This is a genomic window from Amycolatopsis sp. NPDC104587 (assembly GCF_055583645.1).
Genome location: NZ_JBVJNO010000002.1, coordinates 691,504 through 713,971 on the forward strand (window position 1 = coordinate 691,504; position 22,468 = coordinate 713,971).

At 72.0% G+C, this 22,468-nt stretch carries 25 protein-coding genes; 13 read left to right on the forward strand and 12 right to left on the reverse strand.

The features are described 5' to 3' along the window. Positions 1–36: 36 nt before the first annotated feature. Positions 37–435, forward strand: coding sequence for a RidA family protein (locus ACZ61C_RS07615; protein WP_465303958.1), 399 nt, complete (start codon positions 37–39; stop codon positions 433–435). Here ACZ61C_RS07615 and ACZ61C_RS07620 read toward each other — a convergent pair whose 3' ends face one another. Beyond that, positions 436–1,230 (reverse strand): PIG-L family deacetylase, encoded by a 795-nt coding sequence (locus ACZ61C_RS07620; RefSeq protein ID WP_465303960.1) that lies wholly within the window; start codon positions 1,228–1,230, stop codon positions 436–438. It abuts the gene before it with no gap. Between the two features lie 74 nt (positions 1,231–1,304). Here ACZ61C_RS07620 and ACZ61C_RS07625 point away from each other — a divergent pair, with 74 nt between their 5' ends. Beyond that, positions 1,305–1,769, forward strand: coding sequence for a DinB family protein (locus ACZ61C_RS07625; RefSeq protein WP_465303962.1), 465 nt, complete (start codon positions 1,305–1,307; stop codon positions 1,767–1,769). Here ACZ61C_RS07625 and ACZ61C_RS07630 read toward each other — a convergent pair whose 3' ends face one another. Then, positions 1,770–2,567 carry an Fpg/Nei family DNA glycosylase gene (locus ACZ61C_RS07630; RefSeq protein ID WP_465303964.1) on the reverse strand — a complete coding sequence of 266 codons (798 nt, stop codon included), beginning with the start codon at positions 2,565–2,567 and terminating at the stop codon, positions 1,770–1,772. 34 nt (positions 2,568–2,601) lie between these two features. Beyond that, positions 2,602–3,234: a glyoxalase gene (locus ACZ61C_RS07635; protein WP_465303966.1), complete on the reverse strand. Its 633-nt coding sequence runs from the start codon at positions 3,232–3,234 to the stop codon at positions 2,602–2,604. A 244-nt stretch (positions 3,235–3,478) separates the two neighbouring features. Between ACZ61C_RS07635 and ACZ61C_RS07640 the strand changes: the two genes are divergently transcribed. From ACZ61C_RS07640 to ACZ61C_RS07660, 5 genes are all read left to right on the forward strand, one after another. After that, positions 3,479–4,216: a dienelactone hydrolase family protein gene (locus ACZ61C_RS07640; protein ID WP_465303968.1), complete on the forward strand. Its 738-nt coding sequence runs from the start codon at positions 3,479–3,481 to the stop codon at positions 4,214–4,216. Further along, positions 4,213–4,959, forward strand: a complete 747-nt coding sequence (locus ACZ61C_RS07645) for a GNAT family N-acetyltransferase (RefSeq protein WP_465303970.1) — start codon at positions 4,213–4,215, stop codon at positions 4,957–4,959. The genes ACZ61C_RS07640 and ACZ61C_RS07645 overlap by 4 nt, the downstream gene beginning before the upstream one ends. Beyond that, a complete protein-coding gene (infA, locus tag ACZ61C_RS07650; RefSeq protein ID WP_465303972.1) occupies positions 4,959–5,183 on the forward strand; it encodes a translation initiation factor IF-1 in 225 nt (74 codons plus the stop codon). The genes ACZ61C_RS07645 and infA overlap by 1 nt, the downstream gene beginning before the upstream one ends. Before the next feature lie 64 nt (positions 5,184–5,247). Further along, positions 5,248–5,910 carry a hypothetical protein gene (locus tag ACZ61C_RS07655; RefSeq protein ID WP_465303974.1) on the forward strand — a complete coding sequence of 221 codons (663 nt, stop codon included), beginning with the start codon at positions 5,248–5,250 and terminating at the stop codon, positions 5,908–5,910. Between the two features lie 77 nt (positions 5,911–5,987). Next, complete coding sequence (locus ACZ61C_RS07660; RefSeq protein WP_465303976.1) at positions 5,988–6,551, forward strand: Fic family protein; 564 nt, start codon at positions 5,988–5,990, stop codon at positions 6,549–6,551. On the opposite strand, the gene ACZ61C_RS07665 is transcribed toward ACZ61C_RS07660, so the two are convergent. Both ACZ61C_RS07665 and ACZ61C_RS07670 read right to left on the reverse strand, forming a co-directional pair. After that, positions 6,535–6,996: a phage tail protein gene (locus tag ACZ61C_RS07665; protein WP_465303978.1), complete on the reverse strand. Its 462-nt coding sequence runs from the start codon at positions 6,994–6,996 to the stop codon at positions 6,535–6,537. The genes ACZ61C_RS07660 and ACZ61C_RS07665 overlap by 17 nt on opposite strands. A 64-nt stretch (positions 6,997–7,060) precedes the next feature. Next, positions 7,061–8,974 carry a LamG-like jellyroll fold domain-containing protein gene (locus ACZ61C_RS07670; RefSeq protein ID WP_465303980.1) on the reverse strand — a complete coding sequence of 638 codons (1,914 nt, stop codon included), beginning with the start codon at positions 8,972–8,974 and terminating at the stop codon, positions 7,061–7,063. Positions 8,975–9,100: 126 nt separating this feature from the next. Between ACZ61C_RS07670 and ACZ61C_RS07675 the strand changes: the two genes are divergently transcribed. Further along, positions 9,101–9,463, forward strand: a complete 363-nt coding sequence (locus tag ACZ61C_RS07675; RefSeq protein WP_465303982.1) for a hypothetical protein — start codon at positions 9,101–9,103, stop codon at positions 9,461–9,463. A gap of 312 nt (positions 9,464–9,775) precedes the next feature. Here the strand turns inward: ACZ61C_RS07675 and ACZ61C_RS07680 are convergent, their stop codons facing one another. Further along, positions 9,776–10,465 carry a dienelactone hydrolase family protein gene (locus ACZ61C_RS07680; protein WP_465303984.1) on the reverse strand — a complete coding sequence of 230 codons (690 nt, stop codon included), beginning with the start codon at positions 10,463–10,465 and terminating at the stop codon, positions 9,776–9,778. After that, positions 10,462–11,328, reverse strand: a complete 867-nt coding sequence (locus ACZ61C_RS07685) for an arginase family protein (RefSeq protein WP_465303986.1) — start codon at positions 11,326–11,328, stop codon at positions 10,462–10,464. The genes ACZ61C_RS07680 and ACZ61C_RS07685 overlap by 4 nt, the downstream gene beginning before the upstream one ends. A 65-nt stretch (positions 11,329–11,393) precedes the next feature. On the opposite strand from ACZ61C_RS07685, the gene ACZ61C_RS07690 reads away from it, so the two are divergent. Beyond that, positions 11,394–12,746: a TrpB-like pyridoxal phosphate-dependent enzyme gene (locus tag ACZ61C_RS07690; RefSeq protein ID WP_465303988.1), complete on the forward strand. Its 1,353-nt coding sequence runs from the start codon at positions 11,394–11,396 to the stop codon at positions 12,744–12,746. A gap of 59 nt (positions 12,747–12,805) precedes the next feature. Here ACZ61C_RS07690 and ACZ61C_RS07695 read toward each other — a convergent pair whose 3' ends face one another. Beyond that, positions 12,806–14,044 carry a diguanylate cyclase gene (locus ACZ61C_RS07695; RefSeq protein WP_465303990.1) on the reverse strand — a complete coding sequence of 413 codons (1,239 nt, stop codon included), beginning with the start codon at positions 14,042–14,044 and terminating at the stop codon, positions 12,806–12,808. A 244-nt stretch (positions 14,045–14,288) separates the two neighbouring features. Between ACZ61C_RS07695 and ACZ61C_RS07700 the strand changes: the two genes are divergently transcribed. Then, positions 14,289–14,579: a hypothetical protein gene (locus ACZ61C_RS07700; RefSeq protein WP_465303992.1), complete on the forward strand. Its 291-nt coding sequence runs from the start codon at positions 14,289–14,291 to the stop codon at positions 14,577–14,579. 135 nt (positions 14,580–14,714) lie between these two features. On the opposite strand, the gene ACZ61C_RS07705 is transcribed toward ACZ61C_RS07700, so the two are convergent. The 3 genes from ACZ61C_RS07705 to araD all read right to left on the reverse strand — a co-directional run bounded on the left by ACZ61C_RS07705 (position 14,715) and on the right by araD (position 19,598). After that, entirely contained in the window at positions 14,715–15,920 is a 1,206-nt protein-coding gene (locus tag ACZ61C_RS07705) for an MFS transporter (RefSeq protein WP_465303994.1), read from the reverse strand. Between the two features lie 65 nt (positions 15,921–15,985). Beyond that, a complete protein-coding gene (locus ACZ61C_RS07710) occupies positions 15,986–17,767 on the reverse strand; it encodes a VanW family protein (RefSeq protein WP_465303996.1) in 1,782 nt (593 codons plus the stop codon). 118 nt (positions 17,768–17,885) lie between these two features. Next, the gene (gene araD, locus ACZ61C_RS07715; protein ID WP_465303998.1) at positions 17,886–19,598 is read right to left on the reverse strand and encodes an L-arabinonate dehydratase; all 1,713 of its coding nucleotides are present in this window, start codon (positions 19,596–19,598) and stop codon (positions 17,886–17,888) included. A 76-nt stretch (positions 19,599–19,674) separates the two neighbouring features. Between araD and ACZ61C_RS07720 the strand changes: the two genes are divergently transcribed. The 3 genes from ACZ61C_RS07720 to ACZ61C_RS07730 are packed head-to-tail and all read left to right on the forward strand — an operon-like array spanning position 19,675 to position 21,824. Continuing rightward, the gene (locus ACZ61C_RS07720) at positions 19,675–20,328 is read left to right on the forward strand and encodes a GntR family transcriptional regulator (protein ID WP_465304000.1); all 654 of its coding nucleotides are present in this window, start codon (positions 19,675–19,677) and stop codon (positions 20,326–20,328) included. After that, complete coding sequence (locus tag ACZ61C_RS07725; protein WP_465304002.1) at positions 20,325–20,828, forward strand: metallophosphoesterase family protein; 504 nt, start codon at positions 20,325–20,327, stop codon at positions 20,826–20,828. Before ACZ61C_RS07720 ends, ACZ61C_RS07725 begins: the two co-directional genes overlap by 4 nt. Before the next feature lie 9 nt (positions 20,829–20,837). Beyond that, on the forward strand, positions 20,838–21,824 hold the full coding sequence (locus ACZ61C_RS07730) for a PHP domain-containing protein (RefSeq protein ID WP_465304004.1): 987 nt from the start codon (positions 20,838–20,840) through the stop codon (positions 21,822–21,824). Here ACZ61C_RS07730 and ACZ61C_RS07735 read toward each other — a convergent pair. Continuing rightward, positions 21,814–22,467: a L,D-transpeptidase family protein gene (locus tag ACZ61C_RS07735; RefSeq protein ID WP_465304006.1), complete on the reverse strand. Its 654-nt coding sequence runs from the start codon at positions 22,465–22,467 to the stop codon at positions 21,814–21,816. The two genes, ACZ61C_RS07730 and ACZ61C_RS07735, sit on opposite strands and share 11 nt — an antisense overlap. Position 22,468: the final 1 nt, after the last annotated feature.

Below are 22,468 nucleotides of genomic sequence, written 5' to 3' on the forward strand. Positions count from 1 at the left end.
GCCGAATCCGCTTGCCGCCCTCGCGATGATGCGAACGTGACCATTGAACGGCAGAACCCGCCCGGCCTGCACACACCGCCCGGCTACCACCACGTCACCGTGACCGAGGCGCGCCGCACCGTGTACCTCGCCGGCCAGTGCCCGCTCGCCGCCGACGGCACCGTCGTCGACGGCGGCCTCCTCGCCCAGACCGACCAGGTCGTCGCCAACACGGCGGCCGCGCTCGCCTTCGCCGGCGCCGGCCCGGCTGACGTGGTCCGCACGGTCGTCTACGTGGCCACCGACGACCGCGAGACGCTCTCGGCCGTGTGGGACCGGCTCACCGCGTCCGGGATCGGCGCGGCCTTCACCTCGGCGAGCACCCTGCTCGGTGTCGCCCGGCTGGGGTATCCGGGGCAGCTGGTCGAGCTGGACGTGACCGCCGCCCTCGCCTGATCAGAGTCCGGCCATGAGGTCCGTTTCCGTGATCCCCGGGCCCTGGCCGGCGCGGATGAACCACTCGGTGCCGAAGGCGAAGCGGAACGCCTCGTCCGACATCGCCAGCATGAACGAGTCCTCGCTGATCTGGCTGGGGTGCGCCCGCATCGCCGCGCGCTTCACCGAGACGTACTTCGCCACGTCGACGGCCGCGGTGATCTCCGCCTCGGGCTTGCCGATCTCGAGGTTCTCCGGCCCGTCCGGCATCTCTTCGGGCGGGATCAGGCCCTGGTCGACGGCGTCCTTGAAGCCCCGCCGCATGAACTCGCGGTTGAAGGTGCCCTGGAAGACGCGCCCGGTGCCGGCCAGCTCGGCCGCGCGCAGGCCGACGCGGTGCACCTGGATGTGGTCGGGGTGGCCGTAGTCGCCGTTGTCGTCGTACACCGTGAGGACGTCGGCCGACTCCTCGCGCAGGATGACCGCGAGCTGCTCGGCGGCCCGTTCGACGTCGGCCTGCCAGAAGCAGTCCGGGTGCTCGTTCGTCTCCTCGCCCATCATCCCGGAGTCGCGGTAGCCGAGGAACTCGACGCGCTTGACCCCGAGGATCTCGGCGGCGGCGTGCGACTCCTGCACGCGCCGCTCCCAGAGCTGCTCGCCCTCGGCGAGGAACCCCTCGGGCACCTCGCCGACCTCGCCCCTGGTGGCGACGACGAGCACGACCCGGTGCCCGTCTTCGACGGCTTTGCGCATGACGCCCGCGGTGCGGAGGCATTCGTCGTCCGGGTGGGCGTGGAAGGTGACCAGTGTTGCCATGCCCGCGACGGTACCGGGTGGGTCCGACAAAAACCGCCCGCGAGTGTGCGGACCTGCCGCTAGCGTCTCCGGTCGTGGCCGACGGTGAGAAGCGGGCGTTGCTGGGGTTCCTCCAGGCCCAGCGCGACAGTGTCCTGGCGATCCTCGACGGGCTGGCCGAGACGCAGCTGCGAATGACGCCGGTGTCTCCCGGCTGGAGCCCGCTGAGCATGGTGGAACACCTCGGCGACGCCGAACGGTACTGGTTCCAGGAGATCCTCACGGGGACCGCGGACCCGTTGCCCTGGCCGGACTCGACGCGGACCCCGGAAGCGGTCTTCGCGTACTACCGCGCGCAGTGGCGGCGGTCGGACGAGATCCTCCTCGCGACGCCGTTGACGACAACGCCGGTGGGGCGCCACCCCGGGCCGCTCGGGGCGGAGACCACCGACCTGCGCGGGGTGGTGCTGCACATGATCGAGGAGACGGCCCGGCACGCGGGACACCTGGACGTGGCCCGCGAGCTCCTCGACGGCCGGACCGGGCTCGGCCCGCGCTGACTAGGCCTGCTCCCGCGAACACCACCAGGTCGAGCGGCCCCCGACCGTCCCGTGGGCCATCTCCGCGCCGCACCTCGGGCAGTGCTCGCCCGGGCGGCGGTGGCCGATGATCTCGCCCGTGTGCACCCCGCCGTGCCTGATCGCGGCGCGCAACGCCTTGCGCAGGGCCTTGTGGAGGTCCGTGAGCTCGGCTTCGGCCAGCTCGTTCACCGGCCGGGACGGGCTCAGCGCGGCCTGCCACAGCGTCTCGTCGGCCAGCAGGTTCCCGACCCCGGCGAGCACGGACTGGTCCAGCAGCCGCGCCTTCAGCGGCGCGCGCCCGCGGCCGACGCGGGCGCGGAAGTCCGCGCGCGACACCTCGCCGGCGTCCGGGCCCAGCGCGTCGAGGTCCGGGTCGAGGCGGACGCGGCTGAGACGGCGGGTGTCGAACAGGCGCAGCTGTTCGCCGTCGGCGAAGGTGATCCCGAACCGGAACCACTCGGGTTTCTCTGCGCGGCCGCGGAACCGCTTCGGCCCGGGCGGCCCGCTTTCCCCGCCGAACCGCAGCTGCCCGGCCATCCCCAGGTGCAGGCCGAGGTTCGGGCCCGGCTGCCCGTCACCGCCCTCGGTTTCGCACCACAGCGTCTTGCCCCGCCGGTGCGCTTCGGTGAGCCGCCCGCCCCGCAGCGCCGCGGCCAGGTCGCCGGGCGCGTGGGGCCGGCAGACCCAGTCGTCGTGGTCGTCGACGTCCCGGATCATCCGGCCGAGGGCACCGGCGAGGACTTGGCGGGCGAGCTCCACTTCGGGCAGTTCCGGCACGCCGACCAGTCTGCCGACTCCCGGCCCCGGCCGCCTATCGGCTCTCGTGCCGGACCGGCGTGGCGCTCTCCCAGGCGAAGCCGTCCGGGTCGGTGAACGGCTCGGCCGCGGTGTGGACGGCGATCCGGTGCGAACCGGAGCCCTCCGGGGCGACCCCGGCGTCCTTGGCCAGGGCCTTGCGCCGGTACAACGCCAGCTTGACCGAGCCCGGGCCGGACTCGAACTCGACGTACATGCGGCCGAAGCTCTTGCCGACGGTGAAGCCGTGGTCGACGTAGAACTTCTTGGTCGCGGCGACGTCCGCGACGCCCAGCAGCAGCACGATGTCGCCGATCGCCCGGCCGGCCGGGCCGGTGTTCTTCTTCGCCGAGGTCGCGATCTTCCAGAGGGTGCCGTCGGGGGCCCGGAGGGTGGCGCCGTAGCCCCACACGGACTTCGCGACGGGCTTGATCGTCGTCGCCCCGGCTTCGAGGGCGCTGCCGACCAGCGCGTCGACGTCGGCCGGCTGCGCGACGGTCAGGGAGAGGGTGAAGCCGCGGAACCCGTCGGACGGGGTTTCCGAGGTGCGGAAGCGCAGCTGGCTGTCGAGCCCGAAGGCGGTGGTGTAGAAGCGTTCGGCGGCGGCGGTGTCGGCCACCTCGAGGGTGATGCCGGTGATTGAGGTCATGGCGGTAACGCTAGGCGCGGCGCGCTGACCAGCGCTTCTCGATTCCTGATCGGTCCGCGGGCAATTCGTTGGACGCCCTCGGGCGCGCGCTGATAGCGTTCCGCCCGACCGTGAACCGGCCCGAGGAGGTGAGACCCATGAACGTTGCATCGAAGTGGGTGCTCCCCCTCGGCGTCACGGTCGGGCGACTTACGTAGCGGTTGCCGGGAGCGCCTCGAGAAGGCACTCCCGAAAGGCAGCAACCATGCACTTCACCGCGCAAAGATCGTCAGCCGGTGTCCTCGAACGCGACTTCACGGTGGGCGACGCGCCCGGCGTGCTCTGGTCGCCCGAGGGCGCCGCCGAGCCCGCGCCCCTGGTCCTCATCGGACACGGCGGCGGCCGGGACAAGAAGGCGCCGCCCGTGGCGGGCCGGGCCCGGCTTTTGGCCACCCGGCACGGATTCCACGTCGCGGCGCTGGACGCACCAGGGCACGCCGGCCGCCCGCGGACGGCGGCCGACGAGCGCGAGGTCCCCGCGATGCAGGAGGCGATGGCGACCGGCGCGGCCGTCGGCCCGATCGTCACCCGGTACAACGCCGACATCGCCGAACGCGCCGTGCCGGAGTGGCGAGCGGCCCTGGACGAGCTCGAAGAACTGCCCGAGATCGCCGGTCCGGTCGGCTACTTCGGCCTGAACATGGGCACCGCGATCGGCGTCTCGCTGACGGCGGCCGAGCCGCGGATCGCGGCCGCGGTCTTCGGCATCTTCTGGCACGACACCCTCGTCGAGACGGCGAAGCGGGTCACCGTGCCGGTCGAGTTCGTCCTCCAGTGGGACGACCAGCACATCCCGCGCGAGTCGGGGCTGGCGTTGTTCGACGCCTTCGCCTCGGCGGAAAAGACGTTGCACGCCAACGCGGGCCGGCACAAGGACGTGCCGAGGTTCGAGGCGGACAGCGCGGCCCGGTTCTTCGCCCGGCACCTCGGCGGCTGCCGATGAACCTCCTCGAAAGCCGCCGGTTCCCGTCCGGCCTGGTGGTCACGCGGGTCGGGGAACGGCACTGGCACGCCCTGGAGGACGACCGGGTGGTCGGGCGCGGCGAGGCGACCCGCCGTCCCGACGGCCGGATCTTCCTCAGCATCGACGCGTGGCACGACGAAGTCTTCGACGTGCTGGCGTCGATGATGCCGCCGGACCTGCCGCGGCCGCTGCACACCGTGGTCGATGAAGCCGACGCGCAGCTGACGTCCCTTTGGGAGCGGGCCGGGTTCACGATCCGGCGCCGCGAATGGGAGTACGTCGTGCCCACCGGTGTTTTCCCCGGTTCGCCGGACGTGATGATCGGGCCCGCGCGGGAAGCTCCGCTGCGCGAGCTGGACCGGGAGATCCGCGCCGAAGTCGCCGCGACGGTCGGCTGGCCGGAGATGCCGGCCGAAGTGGTGCTGCGGCCGGAGTTCGACCCTTCGCGGTACACGGTCGCCACGGAATCCGGCCGGTACGTCGGCCTGGTCCGGGTCATGCCGGTGCGGCAGCCGAGGATCGGCCTGATCGCGGTTCGCCGGGACTGGCAGCGTCGCGGGATCGCCCGCGCGTTGCTGGCCGACGTCCTGGGTTCGCTGCACAGCCGTGGCATCACGGCGGCGTCGGCCGAAGTGACCGAAGCCAACTCGGCGGCCATCGCGCTGTTCGAAGGCTTCGGCGCCCGCCGGGCCGGCAGCAACCTCGAGCTGGTGATGCGCTGATGGCCAAGACCGCAGGAAGCATCGAGGTGGAGGGCACCGTGCTCGAGTGCCTGCGCAACGCCACTTTCCGCGTGGAGCTGGAGAACGGGCACAAGGTGCTCGCGCACATCAGCGGCAAGATCCGGAAGAACTACATCAAGATCCTGCCGTTCGACCGGGTGCTGGTGGAGCTGAGCCCGTACGACCTGAGCCGGGGGCGGATCCTGTTCCGGTACCGGAACTAGGTCCGCGGGAGGCCGTCGCCGAATTCCGGCGACGGCCTCGGGCCGCGCATGACAGGCTGCGGTGGTGACCCACCCTTACGACCTGACCTGGCGTGCCGTCGACCCGCGGCGGCACCCGTTCGACGCCGCGACCGCGCTCGAGGTGATCCGCTCGCTCGCCCCGGCCGCCCGGGTGCCCACCCGGCCCGGCGGCCCGGCGGCCGACCCCGAGGTGATCGCCTGGTCCGGCCGCGACGGCGCCGCGTGGACCGACGAGCTGACCCAGGCCCTGACCGACCGCTTCGGCGCCTGGGCCGGCGGCTGGCGCTGGGCGCACGACGAGGGCGACGTCGGCGGCGGCCCGGTGGCGAGCTGGTGCTGTCCCCGGGACTCGATCACGACCCCGGAGGCGACGCTGGAGCGCGTCGCCGAGGCGCTGTGCGAGTGGCGGGGCTGGCTGGAGCACCTGACCGGGCAGTTCGACCGGTACCCCGTCGACGGGGAGCGGGCCTGGGAGCGCGCGACCACGGCGCTGGTGACCGCCGTCGTCGAGCGGACCGGCGCGGGGGACGCCTGGTACATCCACGCGAAGCAGGTGCTCACCTGGTACCTGACCCGCTGGGACGTCCCCGCCGCCGAAGACCTGGTCGAGCGCGCGGTTTCCGGCGAGTTCGAGAGCTGGACCGCGCCGGAGAGCGACGTCCTGGACGACGTCGCGCTCCGGCTCGCGGAGTCGGTGCGGCCCTGATGGCTCCCGATCACCTGCGGGTGTGGCTCGCGCTCCGGGATTCCGTTCCGTGGCAAGGGGTTCGTGAGGTCGCGCCCGTGGGTGTCGTTCCGCGGCGCGACGGGCCGGTGCACGACATCGGCACCCGGGACCGTCTCCGCGACCCGGCCCGCGCCGAACGTCTGCGGGCGGCGCTCGCCCGAGCTCGTGCGGACGCCGAGTCCGGGGTGGAGCTGAGCTTCGAGGTGCTCGGCGCGTGGCAGCGGCTGGTCTTGGGGGTCGCCGAGGCGCCGTTCCGGTCCCGCCCGGCGTTCGCGAAGGCCGGTCGCGAGCGGTACGGCGTGAGTCCCGGCCTGCGTGGTGAGTTCGACCGCTGTCTGGCGCAGGCCCACGCCGCCGACCTGGGTCTGCCCGCTCGTGCCGCGCGGGTCTACCTCGACGTCTGCTTCTTCCACCCGTTCGAGGACGGGAACGCCCGGGCGGCCTTCCTGGCGCTCACGTTCCTGCTGGCCGGGGTGGGGATCACGCTCGACCAGGTGGGTCCGATCCGCGCGCTCGCCCGGCGCGCCGACGATCCGGCGGACGCGGTGGCGCTGGCGGAGCTGGTGGCCGTCCTCATCACGAACACGGCGCGCCGGTCCGGCGTCAGTACTCGTTCTTGATGACGAAGTAGGAGCCGCGGATGGTGCCGGCCAGCTTCGACTTCTGGCGGGCGAACTTGAAGGCGGCGAGCTCCTCGGGAACGTCCATGCCGTCGGAGAGCTTGAACCCGACCGCTCGTTTCCCCGCGTCCTCGAGCGTGTACATGACGTTGATCGACAGGCCGCTCCGGTAGAAGACGTAGGCCATCCGGATGTTCTCGACCTGGAAGCCGGTGGCTTCGAGCGCGGGAGAGGAGACGACGATGTCGCGCTCCTCCTTGAGGATCCGGTGCACCCAGTCGACGGTCGAGGCGGCGTCGGCGGCGGGCTCGACCGTGAAGACGTGGTCGTACTTGTTCTTGAAGTACCGCGCCTCGTTCGCCCGCAGCCCGGCAAGCGCATCGGCAACCGGCGACGACTCGAGGCCGTCGGTCGACACGGTGACGAAGTCCACGGTGCGGGGCATGGTTCCTCCGGGGTCGAACTCGGCGTCTGCGCTGGTGGCGACTGTAGACGACACCGGTGTGGGATCACCGGGTCAGGAACTCGTCCGGGCGCAGGGCGTGGTCGACGATCCGGACGTCGCCGATCCAGCCGTGGAACACGTTGTCGAGCGCGCCGCCGTACTCGTGGCCGCCGAGGAGCCACGTCAAACCCAGGGACGCGATGCCGACGGAGTCCGTGAACGGGTTGTCGGCCACCGGGGAGCTCTCGACGTACACCTTCGTGTGGTGGCCGTCGTTGACGACCGCGAGGTGCCACCACTGGTCTTCGGCCAGGCCGTGGCTCCAGTTGGTCGTCGGGTAGGTCTGGCTGAGCGGGTAGCAGTTGAACTGCACCTCACGACCGTTGTTCGTGGTCATGAGCTGGGCCACCGGCTCTTTCGGGTCGGTGTTCTTCCCGTGCTTGCCCGCGTCGCCGGACGCGCCGCGGCGGACCAGGACCGGCATGTTGCCGTTGGCGCCGCCGTCCCAGTCGCGCGGGATCTTGACGAACGTCTCGATCGTGTAGCCGCGCTTGAACGTCTCGGTGTTCAACGGCGCGCGCGAGCCCGTGGTCAGGTACGCGCCGTGCAGCGGGTTCTTGCCGCCGGCGAAGCGGAGGCTGGCGTGGCCCGGCTGGTCGGGGTGGTGGTCGTCGGTCCAGGTCAGGGCATCCGGGGCGGTGCCCGCGACGGACTGCAGCGTGAGGTCGTTGCCGTGGCCCGACAGGTCGCGCACGCGCTGGCTCGCCGTGACCGCGCTGCCGTTCGCGCCAACGTTGTCAAAGCGCCAGTACGCGAGCGTGCCCGGCACGAGCACCTTGTTCGCCGGCCGCGCCGGGCGGACCGGCACCGGGATGAAACCGGCGAAGCGCTGCTCGAAGTCGAAGGGCATCGAGAACCGGTCGACGGCCGTGGTGAGCCGCGACTCCAGGACCTCCATGCGGTTGCGCTTCGCGGGGTCCTTCTCGAGGATCCACGGCGAGATCGTCTCGACGTCGATCGTGTCGCGCTCGAGGTCGAAGTGGTACAGCCGCAGCATGCCGCCGCCGCTCATGTACCGGTTCTGGTAGTTCGTGATGTGCAGGTGCACGTCGTGGCCGGCGGTGTTCTTCTTCGTCGTGCGGCCCGAGGGCCAGTAGTGGCCGTTGAGCGTGAGGAAGATCTGGTCGTTGTCCTTGATCAGCGAGTCCCACACGGTCTGGCCGTACCCGGAGAGCTCGGCGTTGTTCTCGGCGTCACCCGACTCGTACGGGTAGACCTCGTCGCCGTAGGTCGGCGCGACGATCTCGTGGCAGGTGAGGATCACCGGCAGCTGCGGGTACGTCCGGATGACATCGTTGGCAAACTCGAACCCCGCGGCCGACGTGCGCCAGTCCATGGCCAGCAGCAGCCACTCGCGCCCGCCGCCGCGGAAGACGTGCGCGGTGTTGTAACCGCTCGCGTCGGAGCCGAGGAACGACTTCTGCCGGCGGAACCGCTGCGGGCCCATCGTCTGCAGGTACGGCGTGGTGCCGCGGGTGTCGTCCCCGGACACGTCGTGGTTGCCCGCGAGCACGCTGTAGGCGATGCCGCCCGCGTCGGCGATCTTGAACGTCTTGTCGACGGCCTGGAACGACGTGACGTCGGCGTCCTGCGTCAGGTCGCCGAGGTGGGCGAGGAAGACGATGTTGCGGTCCGGTTTGCCGCTGTTCTCGATGACGTACCGCAGCGACGCTTCCTGCGGCTCCGGGTTGATGCTGTTCTGGCTGCCCCAGTAGAGGTACTGGGTGTCCGGCATCACGGCGACGGTGAACTGGCGGCTCTCACCGTCGGGGCGCCACCGGCCCCGGTCGGCGCTGGTCGCGGTGTCGGCCTCGGCCGGCGCGGCGCCGAGCGCGCTCAGCGCCGTCGCGCCGACACCGGCCAGCCCCGCGTTGCGCAGGAAGGACCGTCGGTTCGGTCCGGCCTGGTTTTCGCGCATGATCTGCCTCATTCGGTTTTCAAGGGAGTCCTCCGGCGACCGGACGGTATGCCCGCCTGCTTGAGCCGACGCGAACAGCAGGTGGCCTGCTCACGTCGGCTCCCTTACGGACGGCATGATCTCGGCATGGATCGTGAGCACGACCGGTGGACCGCGGCCGAACCCGGCCGCGGGTACCTCCGCGCCCGCCTGCGGCTCTTGACGGCGGCGGAGGGTGGCCGTCGCACCCCGATCCACTCCGGTTACCGGGCGCACTGGGTCTTCCCGCCGGATGTCCACCCGGAAAGCCACGACGCGCCTTTGACGCTGGAGTCGGTGACGACCCTTGCGCCTGGGGAAGAGGCGCTGGTGCGGCTGCACCCGCTCGTGCCCGAGCTGTGGCCGCCGGTCGTGCCCGGGTGGCGGCTGTCGATGGCCGAGGGGCCCCGGATCGTCGGTTTTGCCGAGATCGTCGAGACGGTGCCGCCGACCGAGCACCGGCAACCTTGAGGGGTACCGCTGCGCCGAAGACCAGCACCCGCGGCGGCTCCGCCGATGGGCCGCTTCGCGTGGGTCGTCGACGTCCGGCCGGGCCCGGACTGCGGGCCGGTCCCGGCCGGGGACGCGTGGCGGCGGCTGGAGGCAGCGCGACAAGATTTCGGGTGTGAGCCGCCCGCCGGACACTGCGCCAAGGCGTGGGTCGCGCAGGCCGAGGTCCCGGGCGTGCGACCGGAACTGGCTGATCCGCGACCTGCGGCCGCCACACCGGCCCCGCGAACCGCGTCGCCGGCCGGCCTTCCCCCACCGCGCTCTGCCGGCATCTCACTCCTGCGTGAGGCCCCCCGGCGTCGGCAGGGTGCGGCCCAGGAAGTCCGTCGTCAACATCCACGCCCGCGCCGCCGCTGCCGGGTGGTGGAACATCGGGGCCACGTTGTTGTGGAACGCGTGTCCCGCCTCCTCCTGGACGTGGATCTCCGCGCCCGGGTGGGCGGCCACCGCGGCCTCGACCACCGCGACGTCCGAGCGGGGAATGTACGGGTCCTGCCCGCCGAAGTGGAACTGGATCGGGCACGTGATCTTCGCCAGGTCCGCGATCTGCGCCGGCACCGTCGAGCCGTAGAACGACACCGCGACGTCCGGGTCGCCCGCGGCCGCCGCCGCGAACGCCAGTGAGCCGCCCAGGCAGAAGCCCAGCACTCCCACCCCTCCGGTGACCGAAGGGTGGGACCGGAGGTGCGCCACCGCCGTCAGGACGTCCGCGAGCCCCAGCGCCGGGTCGAACTCGCCGGCCACCGCCATCGACGCCGCCACGCCCGCTTCGTCGTGCGTGGACGACCAGCCCGGCGCCGTCCGCCAGAACAGCTCCGGGACCGTCACGACGTACCCGGCGGCGGCCAGCTCCGCCGCCACCGAGCGCAGGTAGCCGTCCAGGCCGAAGATCTCCTGGACCAGCACCAAGCCGGGCCCGCGCCCGGACGGGGGCACCCACTCCGGCAGGGGGAGACCGCTCATGCCATGACCCTTTCCAGGATGCCGGCGACCAGCGCGGCCTGGCGGCCGTCCGGGTCGAGATCGGGGTCGAACACCGTCAGCTCGAAGCCCGCCGCGCCCGGGATGGCGAGCAGGCCGCGCAGCAAGGTGACCAAAGTGGACGGATCGAGGCCGCCGGGGTCCGGGCTGTCCACTGCGGACACGAACTCGGGGTCGAGGACGTCGATGTCGACGTGGACCCAGAAGCCGTCCAGGCCCGAGAACGCCGCCGACGCCGCGGCCAGCGCGGCCGGTACCGACAGGTTTTCCGAGGTGGCGTAGGAGATCCCGGCCGCGCGCAGCTCGGCCGACTCCGCCTCGCGGACGCCCAGCACGACGACGTCGCTGTCGCGCACGTACGGGCGCAGGCCGTCGATGTCGGCGAGGTCGTCGGCGCCGCGGCCGGTCATGATCGCCAGGTCCTCGCCCGCCGCCGCGCCGACGTGGTCCGCGACGCCGAGGTGGCGGAAGTCGTCGTGGCCGTCGAGGTAGGCGATGCCGAAGCGGCCTTCGCGGCGCAGCGCCAGCATCGCGCCCAGCGAGATCGAACAGTCGCCGCCCAGCACCACCGGGAAGCCGCCGGACGACCGGACCGCCGCCACCCGCGTCGCCAGCGCCCGGGTGTAGGACGCGATCGCCGCCGAGTTGCGGACGCCGTCCCCCGGCTGCCAGGTGCCCACGTACCGCCCAGGCGTCACGACTCCGCCGTCGGAAGCGCCCAGGCGGTCGAGGATGCCGAGGTCGCGCAGCACGCCGGGAGTCTTGTAACAGCCGGGCGCCGCGCCTTCGGCGGGCGGGCGCAGGCCCAGGTTGGACGGAGCGTCGATCAGCACCAGGTTCCCCACCCGGTCACCGTACTGGCTCCGCGGGCGCGCGCGTCCTAAGTTGGGAGACCGACCAAGGAGGCGCGATGGCTGAGCAGACCAAGTACGTCCTGGACGAGGCCGATCTCCCCACCCGGTGGTACAACGTCGTCCCCGACCTTCCGGAGCCGCCACCGCCGCCGCTGCACCCGGGCACCCGCGAGCCCGTCGGGCCGGCGGACCTGGCGCCGCTGTTCCCGCAGGCGCTCATCGAGCAGGAGGTGACCGGGGAGCGCTATGTCGACATTCCGGAGGAGGTCCGGGAGGTCTACAAGCTGTGGCGCCCGTCGCCGCTGTTCCGCGCGCGACGGCTCGAGAAGGCGCTGGGCACGCCGGCGCGGATCTACTACAAGTACGAGGGTGTCAGCCCGGTCGGCTCCCACAAGCCGAACACCGCCGTGCCGCAGGCGTTCTACAACGCGCAGGAGGGTGTCGCCCGGCTGACCACCGAGACCGGCGCCGGCCAGTGGGGGAGCGCGCTCGCGTTCGCCTGCGCCCAGTTCGGGCTGGAGTGCGAGGTCTGGCAGGTCCGCGCGTCGTACGACCAGAAGCCCTACCGCAAGCTGATGATGGAGGTCTTCGGCGCGACGGTGCACCCCAGCCCGTCCGAGCTGACCGAGTCCGGCAAGGCCATCCTCGCGGAGAACCCCGGCTCGACCGGCAGCCTCGGCATCGCGATCAGCGAGGCCGTCGAGCAGGCGGCGCAGGACCCGGACACGCGGTACGCGCTGGGCAGCGTGCTCAACCACGTGCTGCTGCACCAGACGATCATCGGCGAAGAGGCGCTGAAGCAGTTCGAGCTGGCCGGCGACACCCCGGACGTCCTCGTCGGCTGCACCGGCGGCGGCTCGAACTTCGGCGGGCTCGCGTTCCCGTTCCTGCGCGAGAAGCTCGCCGGGAAGATGGACCCGGTGATCCGCGCGGTCGAGCCGGCCGCGTGCCCGTCGCTGACGCGCGGGAAGTACGCGTACGACTTCGGCGACACGGCGGGGCTCACGCCGTTGCTGAAGATGCACACGCTCGGCCACGAGTTCATCCCGGACCCGATCCACGCGGGCGGCCTGCGCTACCACGGGATGTCCCCGCTGATCTCGCACATCTACGAGCTCGGCCTGATCGAGGCGATCGCCGTCGGCCAGCAGGAGTGCTTCGCGGCGGGCGTCCGGTTCGCCCGGTCCGAGGGCATCATCCCGGCACCCGAGCCGACCCACGCGCTCGCGGCGTGCATCCAGGAAGCGTTGCGGTGCAAGGAAACCGGTGAGGAGAAGGTGATCCTCACGGCGTTGTGCGGCCACGCGCACCTGGACCTCCCGGCGTACGGCGCTTATCTCGCCGGGGACATGGTGGACAACGAGCTGTCCGAAGCCACGCTCGAAGAGTCCCTCGCCACTCTGCCCTGACCCGAGCGCCCCGAGGCGGCCTTCGGTGCGTCAGACGCAACCAAGGCCGCCTTGGGCGCTTACCGGGCGTCGGGGATTTCCGGGCGGGTCAGCTCGCTCCGGGCGTCGGCCAGGACGACCCGGTCGCGGCCCGCCGCCTTCGCTTCGAACACCGCGTCGTCCGCGGCCTGCAGCAGAATTGTGTACTCGGTGGCCGTTTCCGGGTACACCGCCGCGCCGATCGACGCGGTCAGGCCGCTGATCACCTCGGGTTTGCCCGGGCGGATCACCGGGACGCGCACCTCGACCCGGGCGATCGACGCCCGGATGCGGTCGGCGATCGACGCGATTTCGGCGCTCGTCGCGCCCGGGAGCAGGACCACGAACTCGTCGCCGCCGAAGCGGCCGACGTAGTCGCCGCCGCGGACCGAGCTCTGGATCGCCGCCGCGATCGCGCGCAGCACCTCGTCGCCGGCCAGGTGGCCGTTGCCGTCGTCGATGGCCTTGAAGTGGTCGATGTCGATCATCAGCACGCCCGCCGTCGACGACAGCTCGGCGGCGCGCGCCAGCTCGTTGTGCGCCAGCTGGACCCAGAACTCCGGCGCCAGCAGCGCCGTCTTGGAGTCCGTGCGCGCGGCGGCCTGGAACTGCGGCAGCAGCAGCCCGACGTGCAGCGCCACCGGCGTCACCATCAGCACCGGCAGCAGCCACGGCCGGACCGTCATCACCAGCGCGATACCGCACCCGACGCCGACCGCCGCCAGCACGATCAGCACGTCGGAGGGGTTGCCGAACGCCTGCCGCGGCGGCTTGCCCGGGTTGCTCAGCACGATCGCCAGGATCACCAGCACGTAGTTGAGCCCGAAGTACACGATTCCGGACACCAGCAGCGCGAGCATCCCGCCGAACCCGTCCAGATAAGGGACGTAAGGCGCGAGCTCGCCACCGGTTCCGGCGGAAAGCACGGCGCCCGCGGCCGTGCAGGCGAGGATGACAGTGGCGCCGGAGAACACTTTCCGGTGAATTACGCCACGTCGTTTGTACACCCGGACCCAGGAATGGACGTAACTGACGACGATGACGAGCGTGGCCAGCGGCGGGGGCAGCAGGAGCAGCCCGGCGAAGATCCAGATCGACTGCAGGTGCATGTGCGGCCGGCCGTCGGCGGCCAGCTCGCGGATGCGCTCGATGCGTTGCGCCGCTTCGAGATGCACGACTTCGCCGGCCAGGATCAGTCCACACCAGAGCGCGGACTGACCGGTGATCGGCACCAAGCCGGCGGTCGCCGCGATCGCGACCAAGGCCAGTGTGTCGACCACCAGGACATAACCGAACAACGGCGTGGGCAGCTTCCATACTGCCCACGTACGGAGACCTGATCGTGGACGTTCTGAGCTGGGCTTTCGCCCTTGGGACCCGGACAATCCCACGAAACGCCCCTCTTCTCAGGACGGAACTTCGCGGAAATCGTCACTGTAATCGAATGAACGCGGTGTGTCACTAGGCTGGTCGGGCTACCGATCGGTCACGCACCGTGCAAGATTCGTACGAACAGGAGAAATCATGTCGCACTTCCTGCCCAACGCCAACATCGTCCCGTCCCGCCGTCGCGCGCAGCGGCCGACCGACTGGACCCGGCAGCTCCCCACCGACTGGACCCGCGCGATCCCGACCGACTGGACCCCGCGGCAGCTGCCGACCGACTGGACCGCGCGCGAACTGCCCACCGACTGGACCGCGCACCAGCTCCCGACCGACTGGGCCGACTCCGACGTCTCGTCACGCCTGCCCGCGTGCCCGACCGACTGGACCGGGCGCCAGGGCCAGCGGCCGACCGACTGGACGCGCTTCTGAACAGCACCCGATGACCCGGCGCCCGGTGACTGCGCCCCCGTGGCGGGGCCGGTCACCGGGGGCGCCGGCTTCACGCCGGTTCGGGTCGCGGTTGCGCGCGCCGCAGCGGGCGACCACTCCGCGCGGGCGCCGGCTTCACGCCTGTTCGGGTCGCGGCTGCGCGCGCCGCCACAGCGTGGCCGCCCCCGCCGCGGCGAGCACTCCGATGGCCCCAGCCGCCGCGACAACCCCATGCGGGGCCGTGCGTTCCGCCGCGAGCCCGGCCAGCACCACACCCAGGCCCTGCGACACCCTCAGCGCCGTCAGGGCGAAGCCGAACGCCTGCGCGCGCTGGGCGTCGGGGGTCAGCTGCACGAACGTCGTGTTCGCGATGAGGTTGTACGAGCTCGCCACGCCCGACAACGTCAGCAGCACGAGCGTGCCTTCGAGGTCCGGCCGCAGCGCGCAGCCCAGCAGCGCCGCGCACGCCAGCACCGCGAGCGGCCCCAGCAGCCGGGCGCGCCGGGGCGGCGGCACCCTCGACAGGGCGGCCATTCCCAGCACGTTGCCCAGCGCGTACGACCCGAGCAGCAGCCCGACGACCACCGCGCCGCCGCCCAGCTCGGCCGCGTACGGGGCCGCGATCGCCTCGCCCGCGATGTAGATCCCGGACACGCAGCCGAGCGCGACCAGCGCGAGCCGTCGCCGGTCGCCGACGACCACCGTCCAGCCCGCCCGGACGTGCCGCCACCAGCGCACGCCGGCCTCGGCCCGTGGCGGCCGGGCGCGCACCCCGGCGGCCAGGAACACCGCCGACAGCGCAAAACTCCCCGCGTCGGCGAGCAGCGCGCCGCCGGTGCCGGCGGCGGCCACCAGCAGCCCGCCGAGCGCGAACCCGGCGACCTGGCCCGCCTGCACGAGGATCATCAGCAGGCCCATCCCGGGCACGAACGCCTCGTCCGGCAGCACCTGCGGCAGCAGCGCGGCGCGCGCCGAGTTCCACACCGGGTTGAGCAGCTGGACGCCGACGAGCAGAGCCGCCACGGCGGGCAGCGGCATCCCGGGCACGGCCATGACCGCCACCGCGCCCGCGCGCAGCAGGTCGGCGGTGACCATCACCGTCCGCGGCGGGTGGCGGTCGGCCAGCCCGGCCAGCAGGGGCCCGCCGACGAGGTCGGGCAGGAACGTCAGCGCGTAGGTCAGCGCGGCCCAGCCGGGCGAGTTCGTGCGGTCGTACACCAGGATCGACAGCGCGACCCGCGCCAGCTGGTCCCCGGTGACCGTGACCAGCTGCGCCGAGAACAGCGCCCGGAACTCCGACACTGCGAGGACGTCGCGGAAGCTGACCGCTCGTGCCGCCATGGCGCCTCCGGTGGCTCGCCGGAAGCACTCACTGTACCTGCGCGTACGCGCTGGGTGAACGGCCGTTAGGAGGGGTCGCAGGTGATTTTCGGTTGCGGGTTGTAGTGGACCGTCCGGGTCGAGCGGCCGACTTCACGGCCGGTCGCGACGTCCTTGAGCACGCGGGTGTCGCTCGTGGTGAACCCCGGCGCGCCGTTGGAGGCGTGGCAGTTCTCGGCCGGGCCCGGCTTGGCCTGCGGGTCGCTCGGGTTGGAGCGGCCGCCGGGGATCGACTCGACGGTGTAACGCTTGGTGCCCCACAGCTTCACCGTGATCGACGACGGCGACCAGATCGCCTGGATCGCGATGCCGGTCGGCGAGTCGTTGGTGAACTTGAGGTCGATCACGCTGGAGCCGTTGGGGTTCTGGAACACCGTGGCCTCGCGCGCGGCCGGGTAGCGGCTGATGTAGTAGCTGTGCTCCTTGTGCCCCGCGTCCTTCATGCCCGCGAAGTACGACGCGTTGTACAGCGTGGTCGCGAACTGCGAGATGCCGCCGCCGACCTCGCGCCCCGGGGCGCCGTCCTTGATCACACCCGCCTCGACGTACCCTTGCGGCTTGCCGCGCGGGCCGGTGAACCCGTTGAGGCTGAAGGTTTCCCCGGGCTTGACGATCGCCCCGTTGACCTTCTGCGCGACGACCTTGATGTTGGTGCCGGAGTCGGCCGCGAAGCCGCCGGTGGTGAACTCGCCGACGACCTCCTTGACGCCGAGCTGGTTCGCCTGGTCGGTCGTGACCTTCGCCGGGGCGTCCTTGTAGATCGCCGGGACCTCGCGCCCGTCGGCCTTCTTGAGGACGTCGGGCAGCGGCTTGAGGCTGGGGTCCCAGTCGATGGTGCGGCCGTCGGTCGACGGGTCCACCGTGGGCTTGCCCCCTTCGAAGACGATGGACGCCTCCTTGCCCTCCTTCTCGGTGGACTTCAGCTGCGGCCCGGCGGCTTCGACGATCTTCGTGTTGTCGATCTTCGGGGTCAGTCCGCCGCCCTCGGCGGGCTCGAAGGTGAGCGCGGCGGCGATCGCGTCCGGCTTCACGGTGGCGTCCTTGCCCTCGCCCTTGACCACCAGCGGGCCGGCGACGGCGGGGCGTGCGAACTGCTCCAGCGCCGCCTGGACGCCTTCGGGCGTGGTCCGGACCGGCGTGCTGGTCACCGGCAGCGCCAAGGTCTCCCCGCGCGCCCACTTCTCGACGACGGCGGCCTTCGCGGCCTCGACGTCGAGCTTCTGCCCGGGCTTCGGCAGGACGGCGACCGGGTTCGTGCCCTCGAACTTCACGGTGCCTTCGGCGGGCTCGCGGTCGACCTGGCCGCGGAGGCTGTCGAGCGCGGCGGCGAGCTTGGTGTCGTCGGCGTGGCTGACGACGCCGACCTCGCGGCTGGAGAACAGCGACGACAGGCGTGTGAAGGGGTTCAGGGGCTGCTCGCCGGCCTGGTCGAGGGTCTGCGCCCAGTCGAGCTTCAGCCCGGCGAGCGTCGGCGACAGCGTGCCCTGGACGTCGCCCGCGCTGACGGCCAGCGGGCGCGTGAGCCGCGGCTCGATCTCCCCGCGCAGCTGCTGCTCGGCGGCGTCGCGGTCCATGCCGCCGACGTCCACCCCGGCGACGGTCACCCCGCGCGGGACGCTGCCCTGGCTGACCAGCAGGTCGACGCCGTAGATGACGACCAGCAGGCCGAACACGCCGCCGGCGATGAGGCCGGCCTTGCGCAGGTTCGGCTTCTTGGCGGCCGGCTCGGGTTCGGTGTCGGGGCGGACGACCGGCAGGACGTCCGTCTGCTCACCGTGTGTCTCGGGCCAGCGCGGTTCGTACGGCACTTCTCCACCCCTTCAACGCGGCGACGGTTCGCGCCGGTGACGGCCTCAGCGTACGGGGCACCCGGACAAGACGTACGACTCGCCCTAACGGGGGATGAACCGGTCACGGACGGGTACCTCAGCCCGCGTCGGGCTCCGGGTTGTGGCCCGCGCGGGCCAGGAAGTCGAAGTCACAGCCTTCGTCCGCCTGCGTGATGTGGTCGCTGTAGAGCACCCCGTAACCGCGCTCGAACCGCGGGGCCGGTGCCACCCAGGCGGCGCGACGCCGTTCCAGCTCCTCATCGGACACGTCCAAGTGCAACCGTCGCGACGGGACGTCCAGGGTGATCAGGTCACCGTCGCGGACCAGCGCCAGCGGCCCGCCCACGTGGGACTCCGGGGCCACGTGCAGCACGCACGCGCCGTAGCTGGTGCCGCTCATCCGGGCGTCCGAAATCCGGACCATGTCGCGGACCCCCGCGGTCAGCAGGTGCGAAGGGATCGGCAGCATCCCGTACTCCGGCATGCCCGGGCCGCCGAGCGGGCCCGAACCCCGCAGCACCAGCACCGAATCCGCCGTGATCGACGGGTCGTCGATCCGCTTCTTGAGGTCCGGGTAGTTCTCGAACACCACCGCCGGGCCGGTGTGCGTCAGCAGGTGCGGCTCGGCCGCGATGTGCTTGATCACCGCCCCCGACGGCGCCAGGTTGCCGTGCAGCACCGCGACCCCGCCCTCGGCCGCGACAGGGTTGTCGCGCGGCCGGATGACGTCGTTGTCGTGCACCCGGGCCGCCGCGAGGTCGGCGCCCAAGGTGCGGCCGGTGACGGTGAGCCGGTCGACGTGCAGCAGGTCGGTCAGCCGCGACAGCAGGCCGGGCAGGCCGCCCGCGTAGTAGAAGTCCTCCATCAGCCAGTCGCCGCCGGGCCGGATGTTCGCCAGCACCGGGACGCGCCGCGCGATCGTGTCGAAGTCGGCGGGCGACAGCGGGATCCCGCTGCGCCCGGCCATCGCGATCAGGTGGATCACGGCGTTGGTCGAGCCGCCGAGCGCGAGCACCGTGGTGATCGCGTCCGCATACGCCCGCTTGTCGAGGATCTGCCCGATCGTCAGGTCTTCCCAGACCATGCCGACGATCCGGGCGCCGCTCGCCGCGGCCATCCGGTGGTGGGCCGAGTCGACGGCGGGGATCGACGCCGCGCCCGGCAGGGTCATCCCCAGCACCTCGGCGGCCGACGTCATCGTCGACGCCGTCCCCATCGTCATGCAGTGCCCGGGCGACCGGGCGAGACCGCGCTCCAGTTCGGACATTTCGGCGTCGCCGATCAGGCCGGCGCGCTTGTCGTCCCAGTACTTCCACATGTCGGTACCGCTGCCGAGGACCTCGTTGCGCCAGTGCCCGCGCAGCATCGGCCCGGCCGGGACGAAGATCGCGGGCAGCCCGGCGCTGGCCGCGCCCATCAGCAACGCCGGCGTGGTCTTGTCGCAGCCGCCCATCAGGACGGCGCCGTCGATCGGGTAGGACCGCAGGATCTCCTCGGTCTCCATGGCGAGGAGGTTGCGGTAGAGCATCGGGGTCGGCTTCTGGTACGTCTCCGACAGCGTCGCCACCGGGAACTCCAGCGGGAAGCCGCCGGCCTGCCAGACGCCGCGTTTGACCTGCTCGGCGCGTTCGCGCAGGTGCATGTGGCAGGGGTTGACGTCCGACCACGTGTTGAGGATCCCGATGACCGGTTTGCCGAGGTGCTCTTCCGGGTTGTAGCCGAGCTGACGGCTGCGGGCGCGGTGGCTGAAGTTGCGCAGCTCGTCGCCGCCGAACCACCGGTGGCTGCGGAGCTCCTCGGGTCGTTTCATGTCGTCAGTATGGCATCTGATATATGATCTGGTGGGCCTGGTTGAATGGTCTTCGACACGACCGAGGGAGCGCGCCATGACCGGGACGTTCAGCCTGCCCGCCTCCCGGACCGAGGTGGTCCTGGAAGAGATCCGCCGGGGCATCCTCACCCGCGAGCTGGTGCCCGGCCAGCCGCTGGTCGAAGCGGAGCTGGCCGCCCGGTTGGGGGTCTCCAAGACCCCGGTGCGCGAGGCGCTGAAGGTGCTGTCCAACTCGGGCCTGGTGACGTTCAGCCCGTACAAGGGCGCTTCGGTCTGCGTGGTCGACGCCGAGCTCGCGAAGTCCGTCTACGACGTGCGGATGGTGCTGGAGCCGGAGGCCGTCCGGCGGACGGTCGAGCGGCGCGACCCCGAACTGCTCGAAGACGCCGCCGAGGCGCTGAAGGAGGCGTCGGCGGCCATCGCCGACAAGGACCAGGCCGCGCTGAGCCTGCTCAACCGCCGGTTCCACCGCGCCCTCTACCGCGGCTGCGGCAACCCGCTGCTGGTGAGCATCCTCGACGACCTCAAGGACCGCGCCGCGCTGATCAGCGTCGTCGGCTGGGAGGCCAACCCCAGCTGGAAGAAGGAGTGGACCGAGCACAAGGCGGTGCTCGCCGCGGCCAAGAAGGGCGACGCCGAGGGTGCCGCCGCGCTGCTGCGCGACCACATCGGCGGGTTCCTGGAGCGGGTGCTCGAGGCCATCGGATGAAGCTGCTCCTGATCTCCGACACCCACCTGCCGGGGCGCGCCCGGGTGCTGCCCGAGCAGGTGTGGCGGGAGGTCGAGGCGGCGGACGTCGTGGTGCACGCCGGCGACTGGGTCGACGTCGCCGTGCTGGACGAGCTCGAGGCCCGCAGCAAGCGGCTGATCGGCGTGTACGGCAACAACGACGGCGCGGACCTGCGCGCCCGGCTGCCGGAGGTCGCCCGCGCGGACCTCGGCGGCGTCCGGCTGGCCGTGATCCACGAGACCGGCGGGAAGGACGGCCGCGCGCAGCGGTGTGACGCGCGGTTCCCGGACACCGACGTGCTCGTCTTCGGCCACAGCCACATCCCGTGGGACACGACCACCCCGGCCGGGCTGCGCCTGCTCAACCCGGGCTCGCCCACCGACCGCCGCCGCCAGCCCTTCTGCACCTACCAGACCGCCCGCGTCGACGGCGGCGCGCTGGTGGACGTCGAGCTGCACGAACTGCCCCGGAAGGGGTAGGAAGGTCCCATGGATCCGGCATGGGCGTTGCGGGAGATCGCGTTCCAGCTCGAACGCGCGGGTGAGCCGACCTACCGCGTCCGCGCGTTCCGGAAGGCCGCGACGACGGTCGAGAAGACCGACGCCGGGCACCTCGCGCAGATGGCCGCGAACGGCACGCTGACCTCGCTGCCCGGGATCGGCAAGGCGACCGCGGGGGTCATCGAGGACGCGCTGGCCGGGCGCGACCCGGCGTACCGGGAGAAGCTCGTCGAGGCGAAGCTGCCGGACGGCGAACCGCTGCGCTCGGCCCTCAAGGGGGACTGCCACACGCACTCCGACTGGTCGGACGGCGGCAGCCCGATCGGCGAGATGGCCGTCGCGGGCCGCGAGCTGGGCCACGAGTGGATGGTGCTGACCGACCACTCGCCGCGGCTGACCGTCGCGAACGGGCTCTCGCCGGACCGGCTGCGGACGCAGATGCAGATCGTGGCGAAGGCCAACGAGCTGATGGCGCCCTTCCGGCTGTTGCACGGCATCGAGGTCGACATCCTCGACGACGGCGCGCTCGACCAGGAGGAAGAGCTGCTGGCCCAGCTGGACTTCGTGGTCGCGAGCGTGCACTCGAAGCTGCGGATGCCGGCGAAGGGGATGACCCCGCGGCTGCTCGCCGCGGTCCGGAACCCGCACGTCCGCGTGCTGGGGCACTGCACCGGGCGGCTGGTCACCGGCCGCGGCCGGCCCGAGTCGGAGTTCGACGCCGAGGCCGTGTTCACCGCGTGCCGCGAGAACGGCGTCGCCGTGGAGATCAACTCGCGCCCCGAACGGCTCGACCCGCCGATGAAGCTGCTGCGCCTGGCCGCGGAGATCGGCTGCGAGTTCGCGATCGACAGCGACGCGCACGCCCCCGGCCAGCTCGACTGGCAGGGCTACGGCTGCGAGCGCGCGATCAAGGCCGGGATCGGGCCGGAGCGGATCGTCAACACCCGCACGGCCGAGGAGCTGCTCAGCCGCTGATCTTGACCTCGGGGTGCAGCGCCGGGTCGAGCCAGCGCAGCAGCGCGTCGAGGTCCGGGGCCGGGACGGACACGCAGCCCGCGGTGGGTTTGCCGTTGCCGACGTGCAGGAAGAACGCGGACCCGGCGCCGGGCACCACGGGTGAGCGGTTGTAGTCGAAGACGACGGCGTGGTCGTAGACCGGGCCCGCCTGACCCAGGTTCTCGCCGGCGGCCTCGTCGAACGGGCACGTGCCGGGTGCGCACGAGAAGTGCGTGTTGTAGTGCGGGGACCGCACGTCCGAGACCCACCAGTCCGACGTCGTCACCTGCCGGTAGGGCAGCTTGGTCGTGGCGGGCCGGATGCCGAAGGCCTCGGTCAGCGTCCAGGTCCCGGCCGGGGTGCGGGCCGCCGACTCGCTCGCCTGGCCGATGCCGTCCCGGCCGACGAACGCCGCGACCGGGCCGTACGCCTTCACCCAGTGGCCGCCGGTGCGCTGCCACGCCGTGAGGACGGCGGTGGTCGCGCCCGCCGAGTCCGCGACGACCGTGATCCGCTGCGCCGGGCCGGCGTGCTCCGGCGCGGCGGCCGCGGTGCTCAGCACGGCGGCGGTGGCCAGCAGCGCGGCCGTGGCCGACGTGGCGCCGAGGAGTCTCCGGGACATG